The sequence below is a fragment of the Enterococcus sp. AZ071 genome, from assembly GCF_050499065.1.
GTDB classification, from domain to species: Bacteria; Bacillota; Bacilli; order Lactobacillales; family Enterococcaceae; genus Enterococcus_A; species Enterococcus_A ferrettii.
On sequence record NZ_JBIPAS010000001.1, the window covers coordinates 142,130 to 166,084 of the forward strand.

Below are 23,955 nucleotides of genomic sequence, written 5' to 3' on the forward strand. Positions count from 1 at the left end.
TTTTGCTTTCCGTTTTCTTTTTAGTAAGGATTCTTTTTTAGGATATAGGCAATTCTCTCTGGTGCAGCAGGTATTTTAACACCAGTTGTCAATGCAGTATTTCCGAATTAGCCTCTCAAAATCAATTGCCTATGACTAATTCAAAAATAAGCAAAGATCGTGACCAATTAAAGAAACTGCTGAACCGCGTTTGCTGGGAAGATTGCTCTCGCTGATTTAAATGATCACGGACAGCCCCATGCCGCTGGTTGCCCTTGTCATCGGACCATTGGCTGCTTGGGTCAAAGGTATACTATTGCTGGGAGTTGGTGTCTTTCATAAAAAATAGTTAGTTGTACTTTTGGTTGTTTGTTGAACCAATGGCTGAAGGCAAACGTCCCTGACTTAATTCAAATGTGAAGGAATCACGATTAATGTAGCCTACGGTTTGCTGGCTATCATACAGCTGTAATAAAAACTGAGCCATCTCTTGACTAGTATGGTAGGTGCCAAAAGCCTGGTCATAATCATAGGATTCTGCTTGATTAGCAACTTTACCAAACTCTGTTTTAGTGGCGGCTGGGGCTAAAACCTTGGCCTGCATCTTAGCGCCAGTAGTTTTCAGCTCATCGGCTAAGCCTTCAGTAAAAGCACTGACAAAGAACTTGGTGGCACAATAAACAATTGCCGTAGGAACGATTGTGTAGCCGCCGGCAGAAGAGACATTAATTAGCTGGGTACCCGGTGTATTGCGGTATTTTTTTACAAATAGGGTGGACAGTAAGATGAGCGCTTCGATATTCAAATGGAGCATGGCTTCGATCATTTCAATGTCATTTGTTGCCAGCTCGCCATACATACCAAAGCCTGCATTGTTGATCCAGGTTTCTATTTCGTAAACGGACAGTTTTTCAAAAAGTGGTTCGATAGATTGAATTACGGATAGGTCCGTCGGGTATAGTTGGACATCGATCTGTAGATTTTCTGCTTGAATAGCCTGCTTAAGCTGAAGCAATTGTTCTTCTCGTCTAGCAATTAAGAGGAGATTTTTATTGCGTCGTGCAAAGGCTCTGGCCGTTTCTTTGCCGATTCCTGAGCTGGCACCAGTGATTACAGTGTATTTTTTAGTGGTCAATTTTGAATCCTCCTTCATGTATAGTAATAAAAATACATGCTGGAGTATACTCCATGTCAAGCGAGTTATTCTGTTTTATTTTGTTCAGTCAGCATCTTTTGATAGACAGAAATTTTCTGATTCAGAAAGCTGATATGCTGTTCAATTTCGACTTTCTGCTGGTAGAGAAGTTCCGATTGCGCCAATAGTAAATTTAACCGTGGTTGAACAGTTTGATCCCCCTCGTAGCGGAGTCTAGAATAAGTTTGAATATCCTTCAGCTTCATTCCTGTCAGTTTCAATTTACGAATAAAGGCCAACCACTCCACATCTTTTTCATCAAAAATCCGTCGATTATTATGGTCTCTTTTAGGGATAATAATTCCTTGTTTTTCATAGTAGCGCAGGGTATCGATGCTAAAGCCTGTTAATTCTGAAAATTTTCCAATGCTGTAAATCACTAGCGCTCCTCCTTTGCTTGTACAGTTATTTTAAAGACAAGTATATCGTAAAAGGTTACGATCACCAATAGCTTTCGTTGTACTTTAGAGGAACCATCAGGGGGAGACTGATTCAAATTTTAACCCCGCGTAAATTTATATTAGGGTGGCCTATAGAAATTTTTTTAAGCGACCAGCTTTTATTTTTTTCGTTTCTGCTAAACAGTAAAAGTTGCCTAAGAAATAGAAAAATAGCGTCGTAATCATCAAAAAATGCAGGTATGATGAGTGGACCATTTTTATTTTTGGTAGAGGAGAGATAGATATGAAAACGAATTGGGATGGCTTAACGACTGATCAGGTTGAAAGACGATTAGCAAAGTATGGAAAAAATCAATTGGAACAAAAGAAGAAGGAACCTTTCTATTTAAAAGTCCTTCATATTATTTTAGAACCAATGTTTCTCTTATTGGTGGTAGCTGCACTGATTTATTTCTTTTTAGGTGAGCCGCAGGATGGGCTGATTATGCTGACTTTTGTCGTCGTGATTATTGCAATTGAAGTGATTCAGGAATGGAAGACAGATCAAACCTTGAATGCTTTGAAGGATCTGTCTGCGCCTAGAATCAAAGTAATTCGCAATAAGCAAACAGTCGAGATTTTAAGTGAGGAACTAGTTCCTGGAGACCTAATGCTGATTGAAGAAGGAGTAAAGATCCCGGCGGATGGTTATGTTATAAAAGCGAGTGATCTGAGAGTAAATGAGTCCTCGTTGACTGGGGAGGCTGAAGCGGTCTGGAAAGTACTCGCTCTTTCTGAAGAAAATCTGGGTGCGGATTATTGGCGTGAGGACTATGTCTACACCGGGACACTGGTCACGACAGGAAGTGCGACGATACTAGTGGATAAAACCGGATCACAAACGGAATACGGAAAAATTGGCAAGCATTTAGTGACGGCAGAAAATGCTCCGTCTCCTTTAGATAAACAAATAGGCAAGCTGGTAAAGGCGTGTGCAATAATCGCCTTTATTTTTTTATTGCTTGTAGCAGTGGTTACTTTCTTCAATGATGATACCTTAGCCTTTACCGACCGCATAATTCAGAGTATTTTATCTGGAATTACCATTGCAATGGCTATGATCCCTGAAGAGTTCCCCGTTGTGTTGACGATTTTTCTATCGATGGGTGCTTGGCGTTTAGCTAAAAAGCAATCGTTGATTCGTAAATTGCCAGCAGTTGAAACTATGGGCTCGGTATCGGTTCTAGCGGTGGATAAAACCGGAACAATCACGGAGAATAGGATGACGGTTACTGATAGTTGGGTGACAGACCAAGCAGTTCAGCAGCGTTTCACTGAAATTGTGGGCTTAGCTTGCGAAACTGAACCCTATGATCCAATGGAAATTGCGATTTTGGAATACGCAGCTGAGCATAATTGGGATAAGCAGGCATTGTTTTCTGATGTGTTAATTACGGAGTATCCTTTTACTGATGAGTTGAAAATGATGGGACATGTTTGGCAGAAACAGGGCCGAGCTGCAATTGCAGTTAAGGGTTCGCCGGAAAGCGTTCTATCAATCTCTAATCTTTCAAAGGAAGAGCAGCAAGCGGTTTTTAAAGAAATTGATCAATTTGCTAAAAGGGGTTTGCGTGTTCTGGCAGTAGGAGAGCAGGTAGTCGCAGCAGCAGACGAAGTTCCCGCCTCAATTAAAGACTGTTCTCTTACTTTCTTAGGATTAATTGGATTAAGTGATCCGCCGCGCCTTGGGATAAAACAAGATATTTTACAGTGTCAAAGAGCAGGAATTAAAGTAGTAATGATTACTGGAGACAACGGAATTACTGCTAGTGCTATTGCTAGGCAAGTGGGAATTGCGAATGCAGAGTATGCGATGACAGGTCAAGAAATTGATCAGCTAAATGAGGAAGAATTGGCAGAAAAAGTGGTAGATATGACTATCTTTTCACGGGTAACACCTGAACACAAAATGAAAATTGTCAAAGCATTTAAACAAAACGATGAGGTTGTAGCAATGACGGGCGATGGAGTAAATGATGCACCAGCGTTAAAATATGCGGATATTGGCATTGCGATGGGCAAACGTGGATCGGAGGTTTCTCGCGAGGCAGCGGATTTGATTCTGATGGACGACAATTTTTCTACTATTGTTAACACGATTAAGGATGGTCGGAGAATTTACGATAACATCAAAAAAGCAATCGGTTATATTTTTGTCATACACATTCCGATTGCTTTAACTGCTTTGTTCGGGCCGCTTTTAGGAATAGCCCAAACAGCTTTATTTTTACTACCTACGCATGTTGTGCTGCTGGAGTTGGTGATTGATCCCACATGTTCGGTGGTGCTGGAAAGGCAGCCAAGTGAGCCTGACAATATGAATCGTCCACCAAGAAATCGCTATGAGAGTATTTTGTCAACAAAATTGTTAGTGAAAAGTGTGATTCAAGGTCTGGTCATTTTTATCGCATCTTTTGGTGCTTATTATCTTAGTTTGCAGCAAGCACCGGCTAATGATGAGTTGGCACGAACAATGGGATTGACTGTTTTAATCATTTCTAATATCTTTTTAGTCTTAGTGAACAGCTCGAATCATTTGCTGGGAATGCAAACCTTCCTCCAGTTGCGCCATGATAAAGTGATTTGGGGAATATTAGGCGGGACCATCGTTGTTTTACTCGGTCTAATTTATTCTCCTATTAACGGCTTTTTAGACTTAGCAGCATTATCACTTCCACAATTGGCATTGTGTGCGCTCCTAGGTATGGCAGCGGTTTGCTGGTATGATGTGGTCAAATTGGTTATCAATAGGCGTGAAGTTCAAGAGCTTCCGATAAAGGATTGATTAACGATTGCAGAGAACTAGGAATTTTGGAATTCTATGCAGTCCATAGAACCTAAAAATACCCCTCTTTTTGTTTACTGACAAACAAAAAGAAGGGTTCTTATTTTTATACCGCAGTCCAGCCACCATCGATGGCAATAGTTTGTCCTGTAGTATAAGAAGAGTTTTCAGAAGCAAACAATAATAATTGCCCCAAGAGCTCTTCGATTTTTCCTGGACGTCCAATTGGCGTACGGAATTGTAATAGTTGTTCGACGGATTCGTCGATTATCATCATCTCACTTGGAAACATACCTGGTGCGATGGCATTGACAGTGATATTGTACTGGGCCCATTCTTGCGCAAGACTGCGGGTAAAGTTTGGTACAGCTCCCTTTGTAGCATTATAGGCAAGGTTTGGCATTTGCATGCCAGCTATCATACCAAACATCGAACCTGTATTAATGACCCGGCCGTATTCATTTTCAATCATATTTTTTCCAACTTCTCGTGCCATTAAGAAATATCCGGTTAGGCTGACATCCACGACCTTTTGCCAATCTGCCAAAGATAAATCAACGGAAGGTGTCACCTGAATCGATCCAGCATTGTTCACTAAGATATCGATTTTACCAAAATGATCTACAACTTTTTGAACTGCAGTAACCACAGCACTTTCGTCAGTGACATCGACAGGAACAGGCAAACATACTCCACCTGCACCTTCAATTTCATTTTTTACTTCTTCTAAACGTTCAACCCGACGAGCCAAAATGGCAACCTTCGCTCCGTTCTCAGCTAAAGCTTTTGCGTATTCACGACCTAATCCTGATGATGCACCAGTAACGACAGCCACACGACCAGTTAAATCTAAGTAATTTTTCAAAAAAAAACCTCCCTTTTTTTCTATAATTTTAACAAAATGAAAACCTTTTCACAAGTAGGTGGGATGACCGCTTTCTAGTAAAGTTAACTTACTAATTTTTGGCGTGATCAAAATTGCTGAGCTATCAGTGAGAAGTATTAGGAAATGGGTGGCTGATCTTTTGAGTAAATAAAAAAGTATCAACAGAAAATCTCTTCCTGTTAATACCTCGATAAGTAGTTAAAACGATGTTTATTACGTGCCAGGAGGGATTCGAACCCACGACCGCTCGCTTAGAAGGCGAGTGCTCTATCCAGCTGAGCTACTAGCACAAGTAGTTTAGCAACAATAGCTATTATAGAAAAACTACTTTAGAATGTCAATCATTATTGAGTTATTTTATTTGATCAAACAGATATTTCTGGATCAGCTGCACCGTTTTTGTATTCTCAATGAGCGATCCATGATCTGCATTTTCATCAATAGTGATTTCTTGATAACTTTTAGAATCGCCATAGATAAGTCTTCCGGCTAAAACACTGGTTAGGGGAACTGTCCCATCGGTGTTTTGATTGTCAACATTTCCGCTAATATTATAAACAGAGATATTCTTCGGAATATTGTCACGGCCCTTTAAATAGTCCATCAATAGGGGACTCTTTTTTCTTGGTTCGGTAAAGACAGTGCTATTGTCGTTGTCTTCCCAGTCTGTTCCGTTGTAAGGAGTTCCGAGTGTTACTAAATGATTGAGGGTGGGGTCACTTTTTTGCTGCTCATTCTCTAAATAGCCGGTGAGGATTAATCCGCCATTAGAATAACCTAAATAGTCGTAGGTAGAAAAGGCATAAAATTGTTCTGTATAGGCAAACGCCTTTTGCAGCCATTCAGATTGCTTAGAAAGGGACTCATCTGAGCCGTCATCAAAGGCAACGACTAAAATCGGATGTTGGGTTCCAGTCGAAAATTTACCAGCTGCTTGGACCGAGCCATCTGTTTCGACAGTGAGCTTCACTACATCAATACCAGACTCTTTCTTTTCCAATGTTTTAATTAACCCGTCAAACTGATCCACATTGCCATTTGTGCCGGGGACCATTACAACTGGTTCCGAAATTGGCAAAGCATTCAATTCCTGCGGCGAAGCAGACGCTCGATTTTTTGTTCCGATCCAAACTAACCCAAAGGTAATAATAGTAATGATCAAATAAGTAATCAGCGAATTCTTTCTTTTGTTCAAGCAAAGGACCTCCCATACAGTGTCTTCCTCTTTAGTTTATGCTGCTTTGCCTTGGGAACAAGAGAAAATAGAAATTCTCAAGAAAAAAGTAAAAATTGAGCCGTTTTTATTTCTCTTTGGTAATCAATGCCACACCATCGCCTAAAGGAAGCAAACTTGAAGTTAGGTCAGGAGTTTTAGTTACAGTCTCTAAAAACTCATTCAGCTTGCGGTAGATCGCTCGATTTTTCCGTGGTGTTTCTTCGATCGGGTGGAAAATAGTTCCAGCTTGGAAAATATCATCTACCATCAGCACACCACCAGGTCTTAGCAAACGCAAGCATTCTGGTAAGAAAGTAATATATTTTGATTTAGCACTATCCATAAAGATGAAATCGTAGGGACCTTCAAGAGTTTGTAATAATTCGGCTGCTTCGCCTTCCAATAAAGTCACTCGATCTTCTAAACCCATTCTTTCAAAAGTAGCTTTGGCTTTTTCGATCATGACTGGGAAGCGATCGATGGTGGTGATATGGGAATCCTCACCTAAAATTTCAGCCATTAAGCTGGCAGAAAAACCAATCGCTGTTCCGATTTCCAAAACTTCCTTTGCTTGTAATTGTTTTAGTAGAAATTGCATAAATACGACAGTTTCATGAGGAATGACAGGGATCCCTTGTTCATGAGCGTAGGTTTCTAATTCGCCTAATTTGCCGGTTAATTGCTTTTGTTCTGTTCGCATGTAGTGTAAAACGTCCTGATTTACAATTGGACGGTGCATCATTTCGTTGCGCATGTTGCTACCTCTTTTCTTCTAATAATAAGCCGAGGTTTTTCCAATCCTCAGCGATACTTTCTGTTAATGAACGATTATAAAAAATTGCGGCTGGATGATACAAGGGATAAACTAAATATTCTTTGTGAGAAGATTGATACCCGTTTTGTTCCTGATTCAGCTCTTGAACCGGTCCTTGATAAAGTTGTCCATGCAGCTCAGTAATCTGGTGACCGGGCCCCAGAAGTCGTTGTAACCCAATGTTGCCTAAGGTAGCAATTGCAGGTGGATCAATAATGGACAGTTCATAATCCAGTATCGGGGCATGAGCCAACACTTCTTTTTTTGAAGGTGTCCGATTAGGATAAACCGTTTCTTCTTGGTTTGTCCGGCGATTGATGCGATGCACTTCCTTAAAAGGACGACTGCGAACGGCACTAGTGATATAGGTGTTTTCTCGAGTTAGTTCGATGGAAGCCATAGCACTGAGCAATTCTTTACCGGCAGCTCCGCTAAAGGGAATAAAGTTTTCGACTTCGTTACGCCCAGGTGCTTCACCAACCAGCATCAATTTTGGTTTAGTGGGTCCTTGTCCAGTGACAAAACCTTCCAAGCGCATTCCGACAGATCTCTCTTGGACCAGCGTTACTAGTATTTCCGGATATTCCATGTATTTCACCTCGCCTTTCTATAGTAAAGAATAACCCGGTCACTCGTCAATAATTTAATCATTGACTTGATAGTATTTTTTTAGTAAACTAAGAATGTTGTAATTGTGGACTCCACAGCTACAACCGCACAGAGCAAGTCTTAAGTACGCAAGTCACTTGTGATGGCGAGTCTAAGTATAAATTATAAGGAGGTGCCACAAGCATGTACGCAATCATCAAAACAGGCGGCAAACAAATCAAAGTAGAAGAAGGTCAAGCAATCTACATCGAGAAATTAGATGTTGAAGCTGGCGAAAAAGTTACTTTTGATCAAGTTGTTTTAGTCGGCGGTGAAACTACGAAAGTAGGAGCTCCGATCGTTGAAGGTGCAACCGTTGAAGGTACAGTTGAAAAACACGGCAAACAAAAGAAAGTCGTAACATTCAAGTACAAACCTAAAAAACATTCACACCGTAAACAAGGTCATCGTCAACCTTACACTAAAGTTGTCATTGACTCAATCAAAGCGTAATAAAGAAGGTGCCTAAATGATTACAGGTACATTCAGACGTAATGAATCAGGACGGATTGTTTCTTTTGAACTCTCTGGTCATGCACAGTCCGGTGAATACGGACATGATATCGTGTGTGCCGGTGTTTCTGCTCTAGCAATTAGTACCGTTAACGGCATTGATTCTCTAGCTGGAACTCAGCCAACCATTGATGCGGATGAAGTTGAAGGTGGTTACCTTTATATCGAACTTGCTGAAGGATTGACTCAGGAGCAAACCAATATCACGCAAATTTTATTGGAAAATTTATTGTTGGGCCTACAGGCCATTGAACAAGAGAACGATCAGTACATTCAAACCAAAACTATCAAACAATAACCAGGAGGTGCATCTCATGTTGATGAAAATGAATTTGCAATTCTTCGCTCATAAAAAAGGTGGCGGTTCAACTTCTAACGGACGTGACTCAGAATCTAAACGTTTAGGCGCTAAACGTGCAGACGGTCAAACTGTTACAGGTGGATCAATCCTTTACCGCCAACGCGGTACAAGAATTTACCCAGGCGTAAACGTGGGTAAAGGCGGAGATGATACTTTGTACGCTAAATGCGACGGCGTAGTACGTTTCGAACGTAAAGGCCGCGACAAAAAGCAAGTATCAGTATATCCAGCAGCTCAAGAAGCTTAATTAGTACTAATGGCTAGAATCCTTTCGAGGATTCTAGTTTTTTTTGTAGTCAAACCACAGATATTTTTGCTGTACATATATTTTACCAAAAGATACTTCATTTAACTTGAGAATGAAAATTTGAAGAGAATAACTTGTAAACTTTCATTCTCTTAGGTACTATTACTCTATGTTTCTTTTAGACTATATAGTTGGTAGGCGATTTTTTGGAGAATAAGCTTTCTTTTAAGCAATATTTGTATGTAGGGTCCATGCTTTTTGGTCTTTTTTTTGGAGCAGGAAACTTAATTTTTCCTGTGAATATGGGTCAATTGGCGGGTGAGAATGTTTTTCAAGCGAACCTGGGGTTTTTGGTTACAGGAATTGGGCTGCCTTTTTTAGGTGTCATCGCTATTGGGATTTCCCAAAGTAAAGGGGTTTTTGAGTTAGCCTCAAAGATTGATCGAAGGTATGCTTTTATCTTTACCATCTTGATCTATCTGGTTATCGGTCCTTTTTTTGCGTTACCGCGGCTAGCCACCACGTCATTTGAAATTGGTTTGGCCCCATTTATTGATAGCGGGAATCAATCAATTGTTTTGGCAGCCTTCAGTTTAGTATTTTTTGCAGCAACCTGGTTCTTTTCACGCAAGCCGACTAAGATTTTGGATTATGTAGGGAAGTTTTTGAATCCGATCTTTTTGCTTCTGCTAGGTACGCTGTTGTTTTTAGGATTTACACGTCCATTGGGTCCGGTAGCAGGTGCGGTGGTGCAGCCAGCTTATCAGACCACCGCTTTTTCTAGAGGATTTATCGAAGGATACAATACTTTGGATGCTTTGGCTTCACTGGCATTTGGAATTATTATTGTAACTACTATCCAGTCCATGGGTATTAAGAAGCCGAGCCAAATTGCTAGGGATACGATTAAGTCTGGAGCAATTAGTATCCTATTGATGGGTATCATTTATACTTTGCTGGCTTATCTGGGAGCAATGAGTCTTGGGAAATTTGCCTTGAGTGAAAACGGCGGTATCGCGTTAGCACAAATTGCGAATGAATATCTTGGGACAGCTGGCAGTATCTTGTTGGCATTGATAGTTATTTCTGCTTGCTTGAAGACAGCAATTGGCTTAGTTACGGCTTTCTCTGAAACGTTTGTTGAGCTGTTTCCAAAACGCAGCTATCAATTTTTCATCGTCGTGGCTAGTGTATTGCCTTGTTTGTTTGCGAACATTGGATTAACAAAAATTATTCAAATTTCTTTACCTGTTTTAATGTTTGTCTATCCGTTAGCAATGACCTTGATTTTATTGTCTATTGTCAGTCCACTCTTTAAGCAGCGGAAGGTTGTTTATCAAATGACCACCGCGTTTACTATTATTCCAGCAATTTTTGATGGATTGGCAGCTAGCCCTTCAGGTATTTTGAGACTGCCTGTTATCGACTCACTGTTAACTTTTGTCGGAAAATACTTACCCTTTTTTCACATCGGTATGGGTTGGATTTTACCAGCGCTCGTTGGCTTCTTGATTGGGTTAATTTATGCGCTGTTTACGGAGAGAAGAACAGTCGCTTAGGAATGCTAGTCTTGAGAAAAGCTCACCAATCGGTGGGCTTTTTTTGATGGTTGTAAAAAACAGATAGAGTTTTTAGGATAAACTCAGTAAGCCGTCTTAAAGTTCAGGGAATGTCTTTAACGAAAGTGGCTAGCCGCAAAAATTAGGAAGTACTTGACTGATTAATCGACCACATGCGATAATGTTCATATGAATAAACAAACATATGAATTGGGGTTTTTAAATGATGATTAGAGGTTTGATGTTGGGAATAGTTTTAGTTTTTTATTCCGCTTATTTTATGAAGGCAGTGTTATTAGCGCGTCGGGGGATTAAGGTAAATTTTCTAGGAGATAGTGAGGAACCTAAAAAAAATGTACGTTTTGAAAGACTCTTGCGGGCCGCAACTGGAGTGGGAGGAGTTGTTCAAGTTATTGTGCCATTTTTTACAGAACCTGGGACTTTGCTTTTAAGTATACTTGGATTAGGCATTGCTTGTTTAGGAATGGGGATTTTTATTGTCGCTGTGCGAACGATGCAGAATAATTGGCGTGTTGGGTTTAGTGAAGGGCAAGAGACTGAACTGGTGACTAAAGGGATTTATCAATACAGTCGTAATCCGGCATTTGTAGGTTTTGACTGTTTGTATATAGGCATAGCGTTGGTGTTTCCAAATATCTTAACAATCTCACTGGCAATTGTTGCGTTGATCCTTTTTCATCTTCAGATTAATCAAGAGGAAGCTTATCTCGCAGCTGAATTCGGTGAAAATTATCGAGATTATCAGCAAAAGGTCAGAAAATATTTTTAAGATAAAAAATCGATCCGCGGGGACCGATTTTTTTGAACTAAGACTGAATGACTTCTTTGATGGTTCGGGTGTTCAGCTGATAGGATATACTGGAAAACAAAAGGCTTAAAACTAGCAGAATGACAAAATAGGTACCAGCTGATGACCAGAGTGTTTGAACCAGAATGGTCGAGAAGTTGCTTGCTGAAAGACCTAATAGCAGCAGTCCAGTAATCAACACAAATGACAAAAGGGGTAAAAGGAAACGGGTTAGCAGATCGATCAAGGCGAATTTCTTCAACGCTGTCTGACTCTTGCCTAAATAATGTAAAATGCGAAAATCATTTCTTGTCTGATAACTGTCCACCATTTGCAGCAGAGATAGCAAGCAAAAATAAAGAAAAGTAAATATAAAGCTTAAGACACTTTGCAGAAAAACCATATATTCAGAAACTGAAAAGGTTGGGAACAATCCCGACTTTAGTGCATTGGCGAAGGCCAAGGAGGCGAACGCAAACAGTAGACATAAGGAAAGAATGGTGTACAGCATCACATTGGAGCGATGGCTGCTTAGAAGCTTGCTGATATGCAATAGACGGTTATTCTCATAAAGCCTAGCATTTTCCGGTTGGCGGAATTTTTGTAACTCTAGAAAGCCAAATTTGTAAAAAGAGTAGATAGAAGAGATCAATGGAACACTCAGCATGGAAGTGAGGGAATAGCCAAAGGATTCAAAATCCCACAGTATCAGACCGCTAATAATTATTGTGAGAAGCGTGCTGATCAGGCAGGTTTTCTTCCAAAAGTTAAGGGTACGTTTTTCTCTTCGTTCCTGCTGAGCGTTCATATCTACCAGCTGACCTAGTGGCAGCTGTTTAATTTTTCGACGCAAAAGGATGCCCGTGAACAATTCAATCAGCAGCAAGCAGCCAAAATTTTGAACGAAAATTGTAAATAAGGGAACGTTTAGTGAAAGGTTGGATTCAGCTAAAAGCGTAAAGATACTAAAAAGGACAGTACCTAAGAACGTCCCCAGTAATAAACAAAGTATTCCCAGCCAAAATAATTCAACACAAATTAACAGGGCAATTCGATCTTTATTCATCCCTAATAAAGAATAGGTAGCGAGTTCTCTTGAGCGCTGTTTAAGAAAAAATTGATTCATGTAATGAAGCATCGCTACGGCGATCGAAACAATCAGCACCGGAAGGGAGGTGCCTTCAATTCCGGTTACGGTTGAAATAGTTGAAACAATATTGGATAAACAAATGATGGCAGTTAGAACAGTTAGGGTAATGATATAAATCGAATAATCCTTTAGCGAACGTCGGGCATTGCGTAAGGTTAAGTTAAGATACATGGGCATCATCTCCTAAAGCACCCATCAACTCAAGAATTTGATGAAAGCTTTCTTTTTGGGTTTGGTCTTTTGTGTGAAGCTCATTAACGAATTGGCCATCCTGCATGAATAAGACACGTTGACAATGACTAGCAGCAATGGCATCATGAGTGACCAGCAATATTGTTGTTCCCAGCGTTTCGTTCATGGATTCCAAAATAGTCAGCAGTTGCTTGGTTGATTGGGTATCCAAAGCACCAGTAGGTTCATCGGCTAAAATTAAGTCCGGCGAAGTTGCTAAGGCCCGAGCACAAGCACAGCGTTGTTGTTGACCACCGGAAACTTGGTGCGGGTATTTGGCTAATAGTTTTTCAATGCCCAATTTAGCAGCAGTTTCAAGGACTAATTGATAGATTTCCTGTTTAGGATGTCCTTTGACAGTTAGAGCCAAGGCGATATTTTCCTGCAGGGTCAAATTTCCCAGCAAATTGTAGTTTTGGAAAATAAAGCTTAAGTGCTGGCTGCGAAAATCGGCCCGTTGTTTTTCCGACAGTTGGGAGAGATCTTCGTTTCCTAATAGTACAAGTCCAGAACTAGCGAAGTCTAAGGTAGAAAGAATATTTAGTAGGGTAGATTTTCCTGAACCAGAAGCGCCCATAATCGCTACGAATTCACCTTTTCTAACGGAAAAGGAGAGGTTCTCCAAGGCTTTGTAGTGATTGTCGTCTATTTCATAGGTTTTGGTAAGATTTTTCACTTCTAAAATACGCATAACTCAACTCCCTAAAAATTATTAGTTTAATCATAGCATAATGGACGGGGATAGACTTAGAAAACTTGTATTAACAATGTAGGACCAGGATTTAATCTGGTGGGTCCAACTGGGAATTTTGTTTTTTTGTCGGATGCTTCAAAATTAACTCTCACTTTCATTATGCTGATAGGGCGCTTGGAAATATTCCCGATCTTTATTCTTTTCTCTAAATCCTTCTGGCGAGGATAAGAGGTTCTAACAATTTGCTGCCTCGGTGAATCGTTTTTTTCATAAAGTTGACAAGAATTCGACGACTTGTTATAGTGTTGTTGAGAATAAATTAAAACCTAGAGCGAATGGGGATATTTTTGTGAGTGTAACAGGTATCTAAATCAGTAAGTTGAATAGCCAGTAAACAAGTAGGTTTATTTGGCGTGCTTATATGAGTGATACCTGTCGATAGATAGAATGAGTGTGTTCTAAGACGATAGTATGGCTATCGTCTTTTTTGTATTTTCTAGGTGAATAATTTATTTAGGGACGGGTATCTCTCTTCAAAGAAGGAGAAGAGATCAATGAATAACGAAACAATTAACCATTTACAATTTGACCGGATTATTAAAGAAATCCAAACGCGAGCGATTGGTGAATATAGTAAAGAACGAATCGCCACGATTACACCGCAAAGCAATTTGGCAACGGTGAAAATGTGGCAAAAGGAAACCGAGGAAGCCAGACTGATCATTGACAGCAGTCAGCATGTTCCTTTTATGGGCTTGAGTCAGATTAACCATTTGATCGGCCAAGTAAAAAGGGGGATGATTTTGTCACCGCAGGAGCTGATCGAAGCCGCTGACTTTTTACGCAGCAGCCGAATGATCACTAAGTTTTTCGAGAAAAATCAGTTCCAGACGCCATTGCTGTACAATTATGCCAAGGAATTGCCGCAGCTAGAAGCGGTTGAAGAAAGTATTTATCAAAAAATTCATAACAAAAAGGTTAGTGACGATGCCTCCAAGAGCTTACGTCGAGTGCGCAAGCAGCTGCAGGAAGCTGAGAAAACTATTCAAGATAAGTTAATGAAGTTTATTCGCCATCCTTCCAATAAGGAAATGCTGCAGGAAGCCTTAATTATCAAAAAGGGTGAGCATTACACTGTTCCGATTATAGCTAGCTACAAAAATCGTGTGTCCGGAACGATCGTGGAACAATCCAGCAAAGGACAAACTGTTTTTATTGAGCCGACTGCTATCGCAAAGCTAAATGAACGGCATGCGCTGTTAAAGGCTGAAGAAGTCGCCGAAGAATATCAGGTATTGGCAGAGCTGACCGGCTTGTTCGCTGAATATGAAACAGTCATTGATTATGCGGTGGAAACTATTACGGCCTTTGATATTATTTTTGCCCGAGCAAAATATAGTCGTGAACTGCAGGGGATTACACCGAGTGTGAATAAGTCGGAAATTATTGAGATTAAAAAAGGCCGCCATCCTTTCTTACCGAAGGATGCGGTACCATTGGACTTTCAGTTAGGAGAAGCCTATCGCGGGTTAGTCATTACTGGAGCCAATGCAGGTGGAAAAACAGTCGTCTTGAAAACAGTGGGTTTGCTGACGTTGATGACCATGATCGGATTGCAAATTCCAGCACAAGCAGGAACTAAGATAGCGGTCTTAGACAATTTGTTTGTAGACATTGGGGATCAGCAGAATTTGGAAAATGCCCTGAGTACCTTTTCTGGTCACATGCATAATATCGCCCAGATTTTGAACCAGGTGAAACGCAATACGCTGATTCTGTTGGATGAAATCGGCAGCGGAACGGAACCGAATGAAGGTGCCGCTCTGGCAGTGGCAATTATGGAAGCCATGTATGAGAAAGGCGGTTTAGTTGTTGCTACAACCCATTATGGCGAAATCAAACGTTTTGCTGAAATTCATGAAGACTTTGTTCCAGCGGCAATGGCTTTTGATCGTGAAACCTTAACACCGAAGTATCGGCTGCAGGTCGGTGAAATTGGAGATAGTCAGGCTTTGTGGATTGCGAAAAAGATGCATATGTCTAAGGAACTGATTCGTCAGGCTCAAAAGTATATTGATCAAAAAGATTATCAAACGACTAAACAGAACTTCAAACCAGTGGAAGAGACTAGTTTGTTTAGAAAAGAAAAGGAGATCACGACTTATCAAAAGGGTGATCGCGTCCGGCTAACGGAAACTGAGGCGATTGGCTTAGTTTATCAGGATGAGGGTGACGATCAAATCGAAGTCTTGGTAGATGATCAACTCGTTAAGGTGCTGCGGCAGCGCGTGCAATTGATGATGTCAGCTCAGGAGCTGTACCCGCAGGACTATGAGTTAGACAGCCTGTTTAGTGATTACCAAACTCGGAAAAGAAATCGCGACTTAGATCGCGGATCGAAAACAGCCCAAAAGCAGTTAGATAAAGAAATGCGAGAAAGACGTTTCTCTGGTAAATAGTCGGAAGTGAGTAGAAAGAGGTGTAGTTGTTTGATGCTAAGTGTCAACCATCGGCTTTTCAGCTGATGGATCAATGATGTGAAAAAAGCTGGAAAGTCAAGAAGGGAGCAGGATAACTAAACATAAGGAGAAAAAATTGTGAATACAAACTATTTAGAAGAAGCATTAATTACTTCTGTTCATAAAGATTTATTTGGCTTTACCTGCACTAAAGGCACTGGATTTGCCAAGGTGAAGCGAGGGAATTACCCGGAACAGGCTGAGGATTATCCTACAGTCGGTGATAAGGTAGTTCTAGATTATCGAGGTCAAGATCACAGCCTAATCTTAAAAACCTATTCGCGCAGGTCCTTATTTGTTCGGGCTGATTCAGCCGTTGGCAGTAACAAACGACAAGTTGTAGCGGCCAACTTTGATTTTGTTTTTATTTTACAAGCATTGGGTCGCGATTTTAACCTGCGGCGGCTGGAAAGATATTTGAGCTTGGCTTGGGAATCGGGCGGCTTACCCGTGGTATTGTTGACGAAAATTGATGAAGTGCCGGACTATTCCCGCCAGCTTGCAGCAGCTGAAGGAGTTGCTATAGGAGCGAAGGTTCATGGGATCAGCGCTGTAACTGGCGTCGGAATCAACCAGCTTGATGAATACTTGCAACCAAACAAAACCATTGTCTTATTAGGTTCTTCGGGCGTTGGCAAATCGACGTTGTTGAACTATTTAGCCAAGGATAACTATATGGATACAGCCAAGGTCAGAGCTAAGGATGATCGAGGTCAGCACACGACGAGTCATCGCCAGTTGATTTTTTTACAAGAAGGTACTCAAATTATTGATACTCCTGGGATGCGGGAGCTAGGCATGTGGGACAGCTCTGAAGGTTTGGAAAAAAGCTTTTCTGATATCAGTGATTATTTAGGGCACTGCAAATTTAGCGACTGCCAACATCAAAAAGAACCGGGTTGCCGAGTGAAAGCGGCTCTGCAAGCGGGTGAACTTTCGCTGGAAAGATGGGAAAGCTATTTGAAGCTTGCCGCTGAGGCTCGCTATACGGAAGACAAGGAAGGATACCTGCGGCAGAAGGAGCAGCGTCTTAAAGAGATTTCTCAATTTGCTAAACAGCTGAAACAACCGGATTATCGTGTAGTATCGTGTACTGAGAGTTTCATCTGTGAAGAGTGTGGGAAAGCTGCCGCTCCAGAAACGGCTGGCAGCAAACATCGGAATCATTGCCCTCATTGTTTGACCAGTAAACATGTCGATAATCGTCCAGGAGATCGGGCAGCTCTTTGCCGAGGGACCATGGAGGCGGTCAGCCTTTGGTCGAAAGGTCAAGGTGAATGGGCAATTATACATCGCTGCCGTTCCTGCGGAGTATTGAAATCCAATCGGGTAGCAGCCGATGATAATCAAGAGAAGTTGCTGCAATTGATCCAGCAAGTAATGAGAGATTCCCCTTTTCCTATTAAATGAGCAACCAGACTACAGCAACCAGAAAAAAGGTTGCTGTAGTCTTTTATTTTCCTTATCATTTTTCCTTAAAATTGCCGCATTGTTTTTAACTAAAAATAAACAAAGACAGGATTTTCGACGAGCGGAATATTTGCTAGAGAGTAACTAAGATAAATAACTACTCAATTTCAATTGATATAGGACTCATATCTAATAAAAAATGGGGATTTTCCTGGAAAAGAGCGTGATTGTTAAACGATATTGATTGATTTATAATCTGAATGAGAGGCAAAAAAGAACGTTAACTAGGGGAGTAAGACATGGAGAAAACGATAGAAGAGTTAGCGCAGGAACTGTTGGTAAGCAAAGGAGCCATAAAAAGAATACTGAATCAAATGGGAATTGTCGTAGTGGGCAAGTCCGCTTTAAGCAGCAAGCAGACAAAGTTCATTCGCTTAATTGTTGATAATCAGCGCTTGCGCCAACAAAAACGAATCACTAGCGAATCGCCGAGAGAGCAGATTTTGGAAGACCCCATAGAAGAAAAAGGTTTTCCCAGTGTGGGTGAGTTTGTTTTAGAGCAGCTGGAGCAAAAGGATCAGACGATTATCCAGCTGCAAAAGCTCTTGGATCAGCAGCAGCAGCTGAGTCTTGAGGACAAACGAATGCTGCGTTTTTTCAGTAATCAAATGACGGAAAACACTAGAGAATTCATCTCGTCTGAAAAGATTCCCTTTTTGGATGAACAAATTGTTGAGACTTTGGTTTTAGAAAATAAACAGCTGAAGCAGGAGAATTTACGTTTAAAACAAAAGGAAATCAGCCTGGCAGAAGAAAAGCAGCGAGTGACTGAAAATCTAAACCATTGGATGAATTACTACGCCGACCTGCAGGATAAATATGAAAAGGCGACGGCTGGACAAACCAGCTTCTTGAAGAAACGTTGGAGCTTCAAATAAAAAATCCCAGCTAAATTTTAGCTGGGACATGATTCTAGTTTTCGGCAAAGGTTAAAACATAGCCTGAATTATCAAGAATGGCAAATTCTTTGGTACCGTAGAAGGTCTCGTGGAGATCGGCTGCCAAGGACACGTTGGATTTCAGCGATTGATAGAGCTGATCAAAATCTGTGACTTTAATAAATAAAGTAATCCCAGGCTTAGTAGCAGAAGCTTCCAGCATTGGATATTCGTCCATCATGTTGCGACGTTCTTGAAACATCAGATGCAGTCCATCCTTTTCTACAATAGCAAACTGTAAATAACCATTTTCATTAGGTACAGATGCTACTAGGGTAAAGCCCAATTTCTCTTGATAAAAAGACAGTGTTTCTTCGATGCTATCTACCATTAAATTAGCAGTTAATTGTTGATACATATATATTCCTCCCACCGGCTGCTCATTTGAGCCGCCTTTTTTTCTACTTTAAAGTAAAAATGCTGGAACCGATAGGAAAAATCCGTCAATTACGGTAATACTGAATTAATTCTCGAGGTGTAATCCCAATGTTGCGCTTGAAGTCTTGGATAAAATGGGATTGGTCGTAATAATAATTCAAGGTAGTTTGTTCATTGGTCTGCAGCAAGTCATTCAAGCCTTTTTGAAAGCGTAAAATGGAGAGCCCTTTTTTTGGCGATAAGGCATACTTCTCTTGAAAAATCCGCTGGCAGCTGCGTTCTTTTAGCCCAAGTTGATCATATAATTCGGCTGCTGAAGCTGGCAGCTGTTCAGTCAGTTCGTCAAACAATCTAGTGTAGGCATCAGCTGTTCTTGTCATCAATTGATTCTCGCAATAAGCAATCAAGTATTCTTTTGCTTCAGAAAAAGAGTGCTTGAAGAATTCTTCTGCATCAAAATCAGAGTCGATCCTTTCAATGGGTAAAAATTGATCCATGCCTTGTTCAGCTGATCGTTGAAAAAGTTGAGCGAAAGCGCCGGGTTTTAAGCGAAGGCCCATGAAGCGTTCGGTAGATGAAACCGGGAAATGGAAATCAGTCTCTCGAGTACCGGAAAATCCTATTCGTTGCTGATCAAAGGCTACAACTAAATCAATGCACCCATCAGCAATAATGATGTTTTCGAGTGGCTGAATTTCTTTAGTACGAGGAATCATCTGCCAGCAGCAAATGACAAATTCACTCAATGAAGCAACTGATTCTTCCTGATAATCAACGTATTGCTGGAAGGGTTCAGACAACAGATAAGGAATTTGGATAGGATAGTATCCAGCTGTCTTAGGCATCTTGCTTTGCCTGCCATTTAGCCAATTTAGTTCGCAACAAGCAGTGCAATTGTTCATTGCTGACACCTAGTTTCTGGAAAAGTGCGAGAGTGACCAACAAAGTATCCGCTAATTCTTCCTGTACATCCTCAGTTGTTAGGTGTTTGTATTCGCTCCCTGGGGCCTTTTGGCTGGATAATAAGGCCTGAGCAGTTTCACCCACTTCTTCCATCAGCTTTAGTACCAGCTGCTGCTCATTTTTTTGTTCCTTTTCGGCCGTTTGAAAGATTTCTGCTAATAATTCATTCATAACGCTTCTCCTCAATTAGTTTTCTTCTATTATATAGGGTTAAAATTGGGAAGAAAAGAAAAATCATTCTTTGAAAATCTGAAATGAATCTTATGCAAAAGTCTTTAGCAGACTAAAGAAGAAAAGACTTAGCTAATTGGCAGCAGAGCTTTCTATACATAAATTTATCAGTTTAAATCACCATAATCCTAGTCTTCTATATCTATATAAAGGCAATCTAATTGCTGGTGTTACTTTTGCAGTAGAGAATAGGATAGCTGCCCCAATGAGAGCAGAATTTAATTCTAGTAAAAGCTGCTTCTGCTTCAAATCTTTTGCTTATTGCTTTTTAGGAACAATTTATGTCTAATTAATTACTGCTTTAAGAGTGTCCTATACAGGTGATTAAAGGTGTCTGTGCTATACTAATTAAGAGAAAAGTTTATTTAAAGGATGAGTAAAAATGAGCAAAAAAAATGATAAAGAACACAAAATTCAACAGCTAGGAAGGGCAGCGTCAGTGTTATCAGTGATGATGTATGTGTCTTACATTCCTCAGATTTTGAATAATCTTCAAGGAGATAAGGGGAGTCCTATCCAACCATTTGTTGCAATGATTAACTGTACCTGCTGGGTAATCTATGGAGCTCTGAAGAAACAAAAAGATTGGCCTTTAGTAATTGCGAACTTGCCCGGAATTTTCTTAGGGGCGATTACTTTCTTTACTGCGATTTAATGATCCGTTTTTACGGGTCTTTTTTATTGAGTTAAATTAAAGGAGCGTTTTTCCATTAGAATAAAAGATAGTAAGGATTCGCTGACCGGAGAATAATACACTACTGTTGCTTATAATTTGTCAGTTAAGAAAGGATAACCTTTTGGTGTTTATCAGTCGTTAAAAGAGGCATTTGTTTAATGAAATATATTATAAATGCGTAAAGAGAAAGGGTAATCTTTTGTGTTTGACACAGAATTAGTGTATTATTTCTTTAGAAAATAATTACGATTTTGTGAAATAGATAGAGAAAACGATACACTTAAAAGTGGGTGGAAAAATGGAACGACGAATTGATCGGATTTACCAGTATGTTTGTGATCATGCCAATGTGACAACCAATGACGTTTCAGAAGCGCTGCAGATTCAGCGAACGAATGCTAGTAAAGATTTGAATTTGTTGATTAAAAACGGGACCTTACGCAAGACGGATGGTCGGCCGGTTCGCTATTTTGCACAAGCTCAAAAATCGGGATTGGCTCAAGTAACGAATGAAGCATTTTCCACTGTTCAAAAGGAGCGACCGGAAAAGCGGATTCTGACTCAAAAGCAGGGAGACGTTTTCACTCGAATTATCGGATCCAGCGGCAGTATGCGCAATGCCGTCGAGCAAGCAAAAGCAGCTATTCTCTATCCTCCGAGAGGGTTGAACTGTTTGATTACAGGACCTACCGGCTCAGGTAAAACTTTTTTTGCCCATGCGATGTTCCAATTTGCACAGTCGCAACAGGTAATTAATGAAGAACGTGAGTTGGTGGTTTTTAACTGTGCCGATTACGCGAACAATCCAGAATTATTAATGAGTCATCTATTTGGCTACGTAAAAGGTGCTTTTACCGGAGCAGACAGCGACAAAGAAGGCTTGATCCAGCAAGCAGACGGTGGAATGCTTTTTCTAGATGAAATTCATCGTTTGCCACCAGAAGGTCAGGAAATGATTTTTTACTTTATGGATCATGGCAGCTATAATCGCCTAGGTGAAACCGGTAAGAATCATCAAGCAGACGTTCGAATTGTGGGAGCTACAACAGAAGACCCTCATTCTTCTTTATTAGATACCTTTGTCCGTCGGATCCCTATTAATATTCAGATGCCATCTTTTAATAGTCGGCCAGCTGCCGAACAGATTGAATTGGTGCGGGTGATGGTAGCAATGGAAGCCAATCGAATTCAACGCAATATTACTTTAGCTGAAGATGTGGTCAAGGCTTTGTTAGGCAGTGTGACTTACGGGAATGTCGGGCAGTTAAAATCAAATGTCCAACTGGTATGTGCTCGTGGATTTATGCTGCACATGAACCAGGATAAAATTAGTATTGCCCTTAATGATTTAACCGATGGGATTAAGTCGGGCTTGGTACAGCTATCGGCAGATCGAATAAAATCAACGGATATTTCGCCATATTTGGAACCGAAAATGATTGTTACACCAAATGAAATTGAGGAATTAATTAAAACGGACACGTATGAACTACCGTATAATCTCTATGATATTATTGGCGATAAAGCCGCGCTTTTAAAAATGGAAGGATTGGATCAGGAAACGATCAATCATTTTATTTCAACAGATATTAACATTCATTTGAAATCCTTCTACAAAGATCATGGATTTAACTTTGATACTGAAACTCGTTTGGCTGAGTTTGTTGACAAGCATGTTATCGAAGTCAGCAATCGAATTGCTACCTTAGTAAGTGAACGATTAAATACCTATTTTCAACAAAATTTTGTTTATGCTATGAGCTTGCATATTTCTTCTTTCTTGAAAAAAATTCATGAAGGGGAAACGAGAGAGACCAATGCGAACATTCGCGAGATGGCGACGAACTACCCGAAAGAGTTCCAAGTAGCTCAAGAAATTCGTCAATTGGTGGAGCATGAATTTCAAGTGAGAATTCCTGATAGCGAAGACTATTATTTGACCGTTCTATTGGTTTCGTTACGAGAAGATCAACCGACTGGGAAAATTGGTGTGGTAGTTGCCGCACATGGAAATAGTACAGCTTCTTCGATGGCGCAAGTAGTAAGAGAACTTTTAGATGTGAACAATTTAAGAGCGGTTGACATGCCGTTGGATATGCATCCACGAACGGCTTTTGAAAAAATTCGCGAGGCGGTTCTTCAGGTGGAAGAAGGCAGCGGTGTTCTGCTAATGGTAGACATGGGTTCGTTAGCTTCATTTAACGATGAGCTGCAAAAAGAAACCGGTATATCGATTCGAACTTTAGATATGGTCACGACACCACTAGTGGTAGAGGCTGCCAGAAAGTCTAGTGTACTAGGATCAGGAATCGAAGAGTTGTATGAGTCTTTAAAAGGCTTCCGTGGATATGGAAAAGTTGTTTTAGAGGAAGAAACGCCGAAATCAGAAGAAAAGCAGGCAATTCTGGCAATTTGTGCTTCCGGTGAAGGGACTGCTCAGCGACTGAAAGAAATTATTGAATGGCCGCTGAAACAGCGCAAGCTGGATCACATACAAGTGCTGACACTTTCAGTTACAGAAATTGGCACTAAAATTCCTCAATTAAAAAAGAACTACAAAATAATCGCGACCACAGGAATTATGGATCCTAAAATTGGTGCCCCATACATTCCAATGGAAAAATTTATCAATCAGCGGGCAGATCAAGTGATTGATGAGCTGTTGCTGGAAAATGATTTGGAGAATCAAATGGAGGTTGAGCTGAGCCACGAAACGGCAAGAGATCTATGTATCCGTTTTATGGAAGAAAGCTACACCTTTATTAATGCCAAGAAAATTATCGAACCGGTCTGGCGTTTGGCTAATTCAGTTATTCTTGATGAAGGCCATTCCTCTGATTATGCATTAATGGTAAATTTCGTCATGCATATGGCTGGAGCGATTGAACGAAGCATTTTAAATCAACCTTTGCATATTGATAAAGCAACCTTGACTGAGTATCAGCATGTGACTGACAATACGACACTGAATCGTGGATTGAATGATTTGGAAAATCAACTGAAGGTTACATTCCCTGATTCTGAACGATACTATATTTACCAGCTATTAAGAAACCATGAAGAATTGGTTCAATAAAGATACACAAAAAGCGATACAGTATACTGTATCGCTTTTTGTGTATCTTTGAAAAGGCTTGATTTAAGGCTTTTTTAATCTAGTGTATTTTGGCACGGCACTTGCTTATATATAAGTGAGTGCTTGTGTACTCAAACGCACATTGAAGCTTTTTAAATGAGTTGAATCAGAATTGGGG

At 40.4% G+C, this 23,955-nt stretch carries 23 protein-coding genes, 1 tRNA gene and 1 other annotated feature; of the genes, 12 read left to right on the forward strand and 12 right to left on the reverse strand.

What is annotated here, in order from left to right; genetic code table 11:
- Positions 1 to 328: 328 nt before the first annotated feature.
- Positions 329 to 1,114 (reverse strand): SDR family NAD(P)-dependent oxidoreductase, encoded by a 786-nt coding sequence (locus IGI49_RS00670; RefSeq protein ID WP_429963035.1) that lies wholly within the window; start codon positions 1,112 to 1,114, stop codon positions 329 to 331.
- Between the two features lie 65 nt (positions 1,115 to 1,179).
- On the reverse strand, positions 1,180 to 1,554 hold the full coding sequence (locus IGI49_RS00675; RefSeq protein ID WP_429963036.1) for a MerR family transcriptional regulator: 375 nt from the start codon (positions 1,552 to 1,554) through the stop codon (positions 1,180 to 1,182).
- Between the two features lie 304 nt (positions 1,555 to 1,858).
- Here IGI49_RS00675 and IGI49_RS00680 point away from each other — a divergent pair, with 304 nt between their 5' ends.
- The gene (locus tag IGI49_RS00680; protein ID WP_429963037.1) at positions 1,859 to 4,399 is read left to right on the forward strand and encodes a cation-translocating P-type ATPase; all 2,541 of its coding nucleotides are present in this window, start codon (positions 1,859 to 1,861) and stop codon (positions 4,397 to 4,399) included.
- Between the two features lie 106 nt (positions 4,400 to 4,505).
- On the opposite strand, the gene IGI49_RS00685 is transcribed toward IGI49_RS00680, so the two are convergent.
- The 5 genes from IGI49_RS00685 to IGI49_RS00705 form a co-directional block, all read right to left on the reverse strand.
- Complete coding sequence (locus tag IGI49_RS00685) at positions 4,506 to 5,264, reverse strand: SDR family NAD(P)-dependent oxidoreductase (protein WP_429963038.1); 759 nt, start codon at positions 5,262 to 5,264, stop codon at positions 4,506 to 4,508.
- Positions 5,265 to 5,501: 237 nt separating this feature from the next.
- Positions 5,502 to 5,575 (reverse strand) — tRNA-Arg (locus IGI49_RS00690).
- A gap of 62 nt (positions 5,576 to 5,637) precedes the next feature.
- Positions 5,638 to 6,480: an alpha/beta hydrolase gene (locus IGI49_RS00695; RefSeq protein ID WP_429963039.1), complete on the reverse strand. Its 843-nt coding sequence runs from the start codon at positions 6,478 to 6,480 to the stop codon at positions 5,638 to 5,640.
- Positions 6,481 to 6,586: 106 nt separating this feature from the next.
- The gene (locus IGI49_RS00700) at positions 6,587 to 7,255 is read right to left on the reverse strand and encodes an O-methyltransferase (RefSeq protein WP_429963040.1); all 669 of its coding nucleotides are present in this window, start codon (positions 7,253 to 7,255) and stop codon (positions 6,587 to 6,589) included.
- 4 nt (positions 7,256 to 7,259) lie between these two features.
- Entirely contained in the window at positions 7,260 to 7,904 is a 645-nt protein-coding gene (locus tag IGI49_RS00705) for a uracil-DNA glycosylase (RefSeq protein ID WP_429963041.1), read from the reverse strand.
- A 112-nt stretch (positions 7,905 to 8,016) separates the two neighbouring features.
- Positions 8,017 to 8,087: a sequence feature (ribosomal protein L21 leader region), on the forward strand.
- Positions 8,088 to 8,107: 20 nt separating this feature from the next.
- On the opposite strand from IGI49_RS00705, the gene rplU reads away from it, so the two are divergent.
- The 5 genes from rplU to IGI49_RS00730 all read left to right on the forward strand — a co-directional run bounded on the left by rplU (position 8,108) and on the right by IGI49_RS00730 (position 11,433).
- On the forward strand, positions 8,108 to 8,416 hold the full coding sequence (gene rplU / locus IGI49_RS00710; RefSeq protein ID WP_010755682.1) for a 50S ribosomal protein L21: 309 nt from the start codon (positions 8,108 to 8,110) through the stop codon (positions 8,414 to 8,416).
- A 16-nt stretch (positions 8,417 to 8,432) separates the two neighbouring features.
- A complete protein-coding gene (locus tag IGI49_RS00715; RefSeq protein ID WP_429963042.1) occupies positions 8,433 to 8,774 on the forward strand; it encodes a ribosomal-processing cysteine protease Prp in 342 nt (113 codons plus the stop codon).
- Between the two features lie 16 nt (positions 8,775 to 8,790).
- Positions 8,791 to 9,084 (forward strand): 50S ribosomal protein L27, encoded by a 294-nt coding sequence (rpmA, locus tag IGI49_RS00720; protein ID WP_207704279.1) that lies wholly within the window; start codon positions 8,791 to 8,793, stop codon positions 9,082 to 9,084.
- 206 nt (positions 9,085 to 9,290) lie between these two features.
- Positions 9,291 to 10,643: a branched-chain amino acid transport system II carrier protein gene (brnQ, locus tag IGI49_RS00725; RefSeq protein ID WP_429963043.1), complete on the forward strand. Its 1,353-nt coding sequence runs from the start codon at positions 9,291 to 9,293 to the stop codon at positions 10,641 to 10,643.
- A 223-nt stretch (positions 10,644 to 10,866) separates the two neighbouring features.
- Positions 10,867 to 11,433: a methyltransferase family protein gene (locus IGI49_RS00730; RefSeq protein ID WP_429963044.1), complete on the forward strand. Its 567-nt coding sequence runs from the start codon at positions 10,867 to 10,869 to the stop codon at positions 11,431 to 11,433.
- 37 nt (positions 11,434 to 11,470) lie between these two features.
- Here IGI49_RS00730 and IGI49_RS00735 read toward each other — a convergent pair whose 3' ends face one another.
- Together IGI49_RS00735 and IGI49_RS00740 are read right to left on the reverse strand one after the other, a co-directional pair.
- A complete protein-coding gene (locus IGI49_RS00735) occupies positions 11,471 to 12,772 on the reverse strand; it encodes an FtsX-like permease family protein (RefSeq protein WP_429963045.1) in 1,302 nt (433 codons plus the stop codon).
- Positions 12,762 to 13,523, reverse strand: a complete 762-nt coding sequence (locus tag IGI49_RS00740) for an ABC transporter ATP-binding protein (protein ID WP_429963046.1) — start codon at positions 13,521 to 13,523, stop codon at positions 12,762 to 12,764. Before IGI49_RS00740 ends, IGI49_RS00735 begins: the two co-directional genes overlap by 11 nt.
- 69 nt (positions 13,524 to 13,592) lie before the next feature.
- Between IGI49_RS00740 and IGI49_RS00745 the strand changes: the two genes are divergently transcribed.
- The 4 genes from IGI49_RS00745 to IGI49_RS00760 all read left to right on the forward strand — a co-directional run bounded on the left by IGI49_RS00745 (position 13,593) and on the right by IGI49_RS00760 (position 18,393).
- On the forward strand, positions 13,593 to 13,754 hold the full coding sequence (locus IGI49_RS00745; RefSeq protein WP_429964948.1) for a hypothetical protein: 162 nt from the start codon (positions 13,593 to 13,595) through the stop codon (positions 13,752 to 13,754).
- A gap of 326 nt (positions 13,755 to 14,080) precedes the next feature.
- Entirely contained in the window at positions 14,081 to 15,985 is a 1,905-nt protein-coding gene (locus IGI49_RS00750; RefSeq protein ID WP_429963047.1) for an endonuclease MutS2, read from the forward strand.
- A 138-nt stretch (positions 15,986 to 16,123) separates the two neighbouring features.
- Positions 16,124 to 17,455, forward strand: coding sequence for a ribosome small subunit-dependent GTPase A (gene rsgA / locus IGI49_RS00755; RefSeq protein ID WP_429963048.1), 1,332 nt, complete (start codon positions 16,124 to 16,126; stop codon positions 17,453 to 17,455).
- A 299-nt stretch (positions 17,456 to 17,754) separates the two neighbouring features.
- Positions 17,755 to 18,393, forward strand: coding sequence for a DUF536 domain-containing protein (locus tag IGI49_RS00760; RefSeq protein ID WP_207704288.1), 639 nt, complete (start codon positions 17,755 to 17,757; stop codon positions 18,391 to 18,393).
- Between the two features lie 34 nt (positions 18,394 to 18,427).
- Here the strand turns inward: IGI49_RS00760 and IGI49_RS00765 are convergent, their stop codons facing one another.
- The 3 genes from IGI49_RS00765 to IGI49_RS00775 form a co-directional block, all read right to left on the reverse strand.
- Complete coding sequence (locus IGI49_RS00765; RefSeq protein ID WP_429963049.1) at positions 18,428 to 18,811, reverse strand: VOC family protein; 384 nt, start codon at positions 18,809 to 18,811, stop codon at positions 18,428 to 18,430.
- Between the two features lie 85 nt (positions 18,812 to 18,896).
- Positions 18,897 to 19,676: a helix-turn-helix domain-containing protein gene (locus tag IGI49_RS00770; protein ID WP_429963050.1), complete on the reverse strand. Its 780-nt coding sequence runs from the start codon at positions 19,674 to 19,676 to the stop codon at positions 18,897 to 18,899.
- Positions 19,669 to 19,965: a MazG nucleotide pyrophosphohydrolase domain-containing protein gene (locus IGI49_RS00775; protein WP_429963051.1), complete on the reverse strand. Its 297-nt coding sequence runs from the start codon at positions 19,963 to 19,965 to the stop codon at positions 19,669 to 19,671. The genes IGI49_RS00770 and IGI49_RS00775 overlap by 8 nt, the downstream gene beginning before the upstream one ends.
- 442 nt (positions 19,966 to 20,407) lie before the next feature.
- Here IGI49_RS00775 and IGI49_RS00780 point away from each other — a divergent pair, with 442 nt between their 5' ends.
- Positions 20,408 to 20,680 carry a SemiSWEET family transporter gene (locus IGI49_RS00780; RefSeq protein ID WP_207704292.1) on the forward strand — a complete coding sequence of 91 codons (273 nt, stop codon included), beginning with the start codon at positions 20,408 to 20,410 and terminating at the stop codon, positions 20,678 to 20,680.
- Between the two features lie 319 nt (positions 20,681 to 20,999).
- Complete coding sequence (locus tag IGI49_RS00785; protein WP_429963052.1) at positions 21,000 to 23,777, forward strand: sigma 54-interacting transcriptional regulator; 2,778 nt, start codon at positions 21,000 to 21,002, stop codon at positions 23,775 to 23,777.
- Positions 23,778 to 23,955 lie beyond the last annotated feature (178 nt).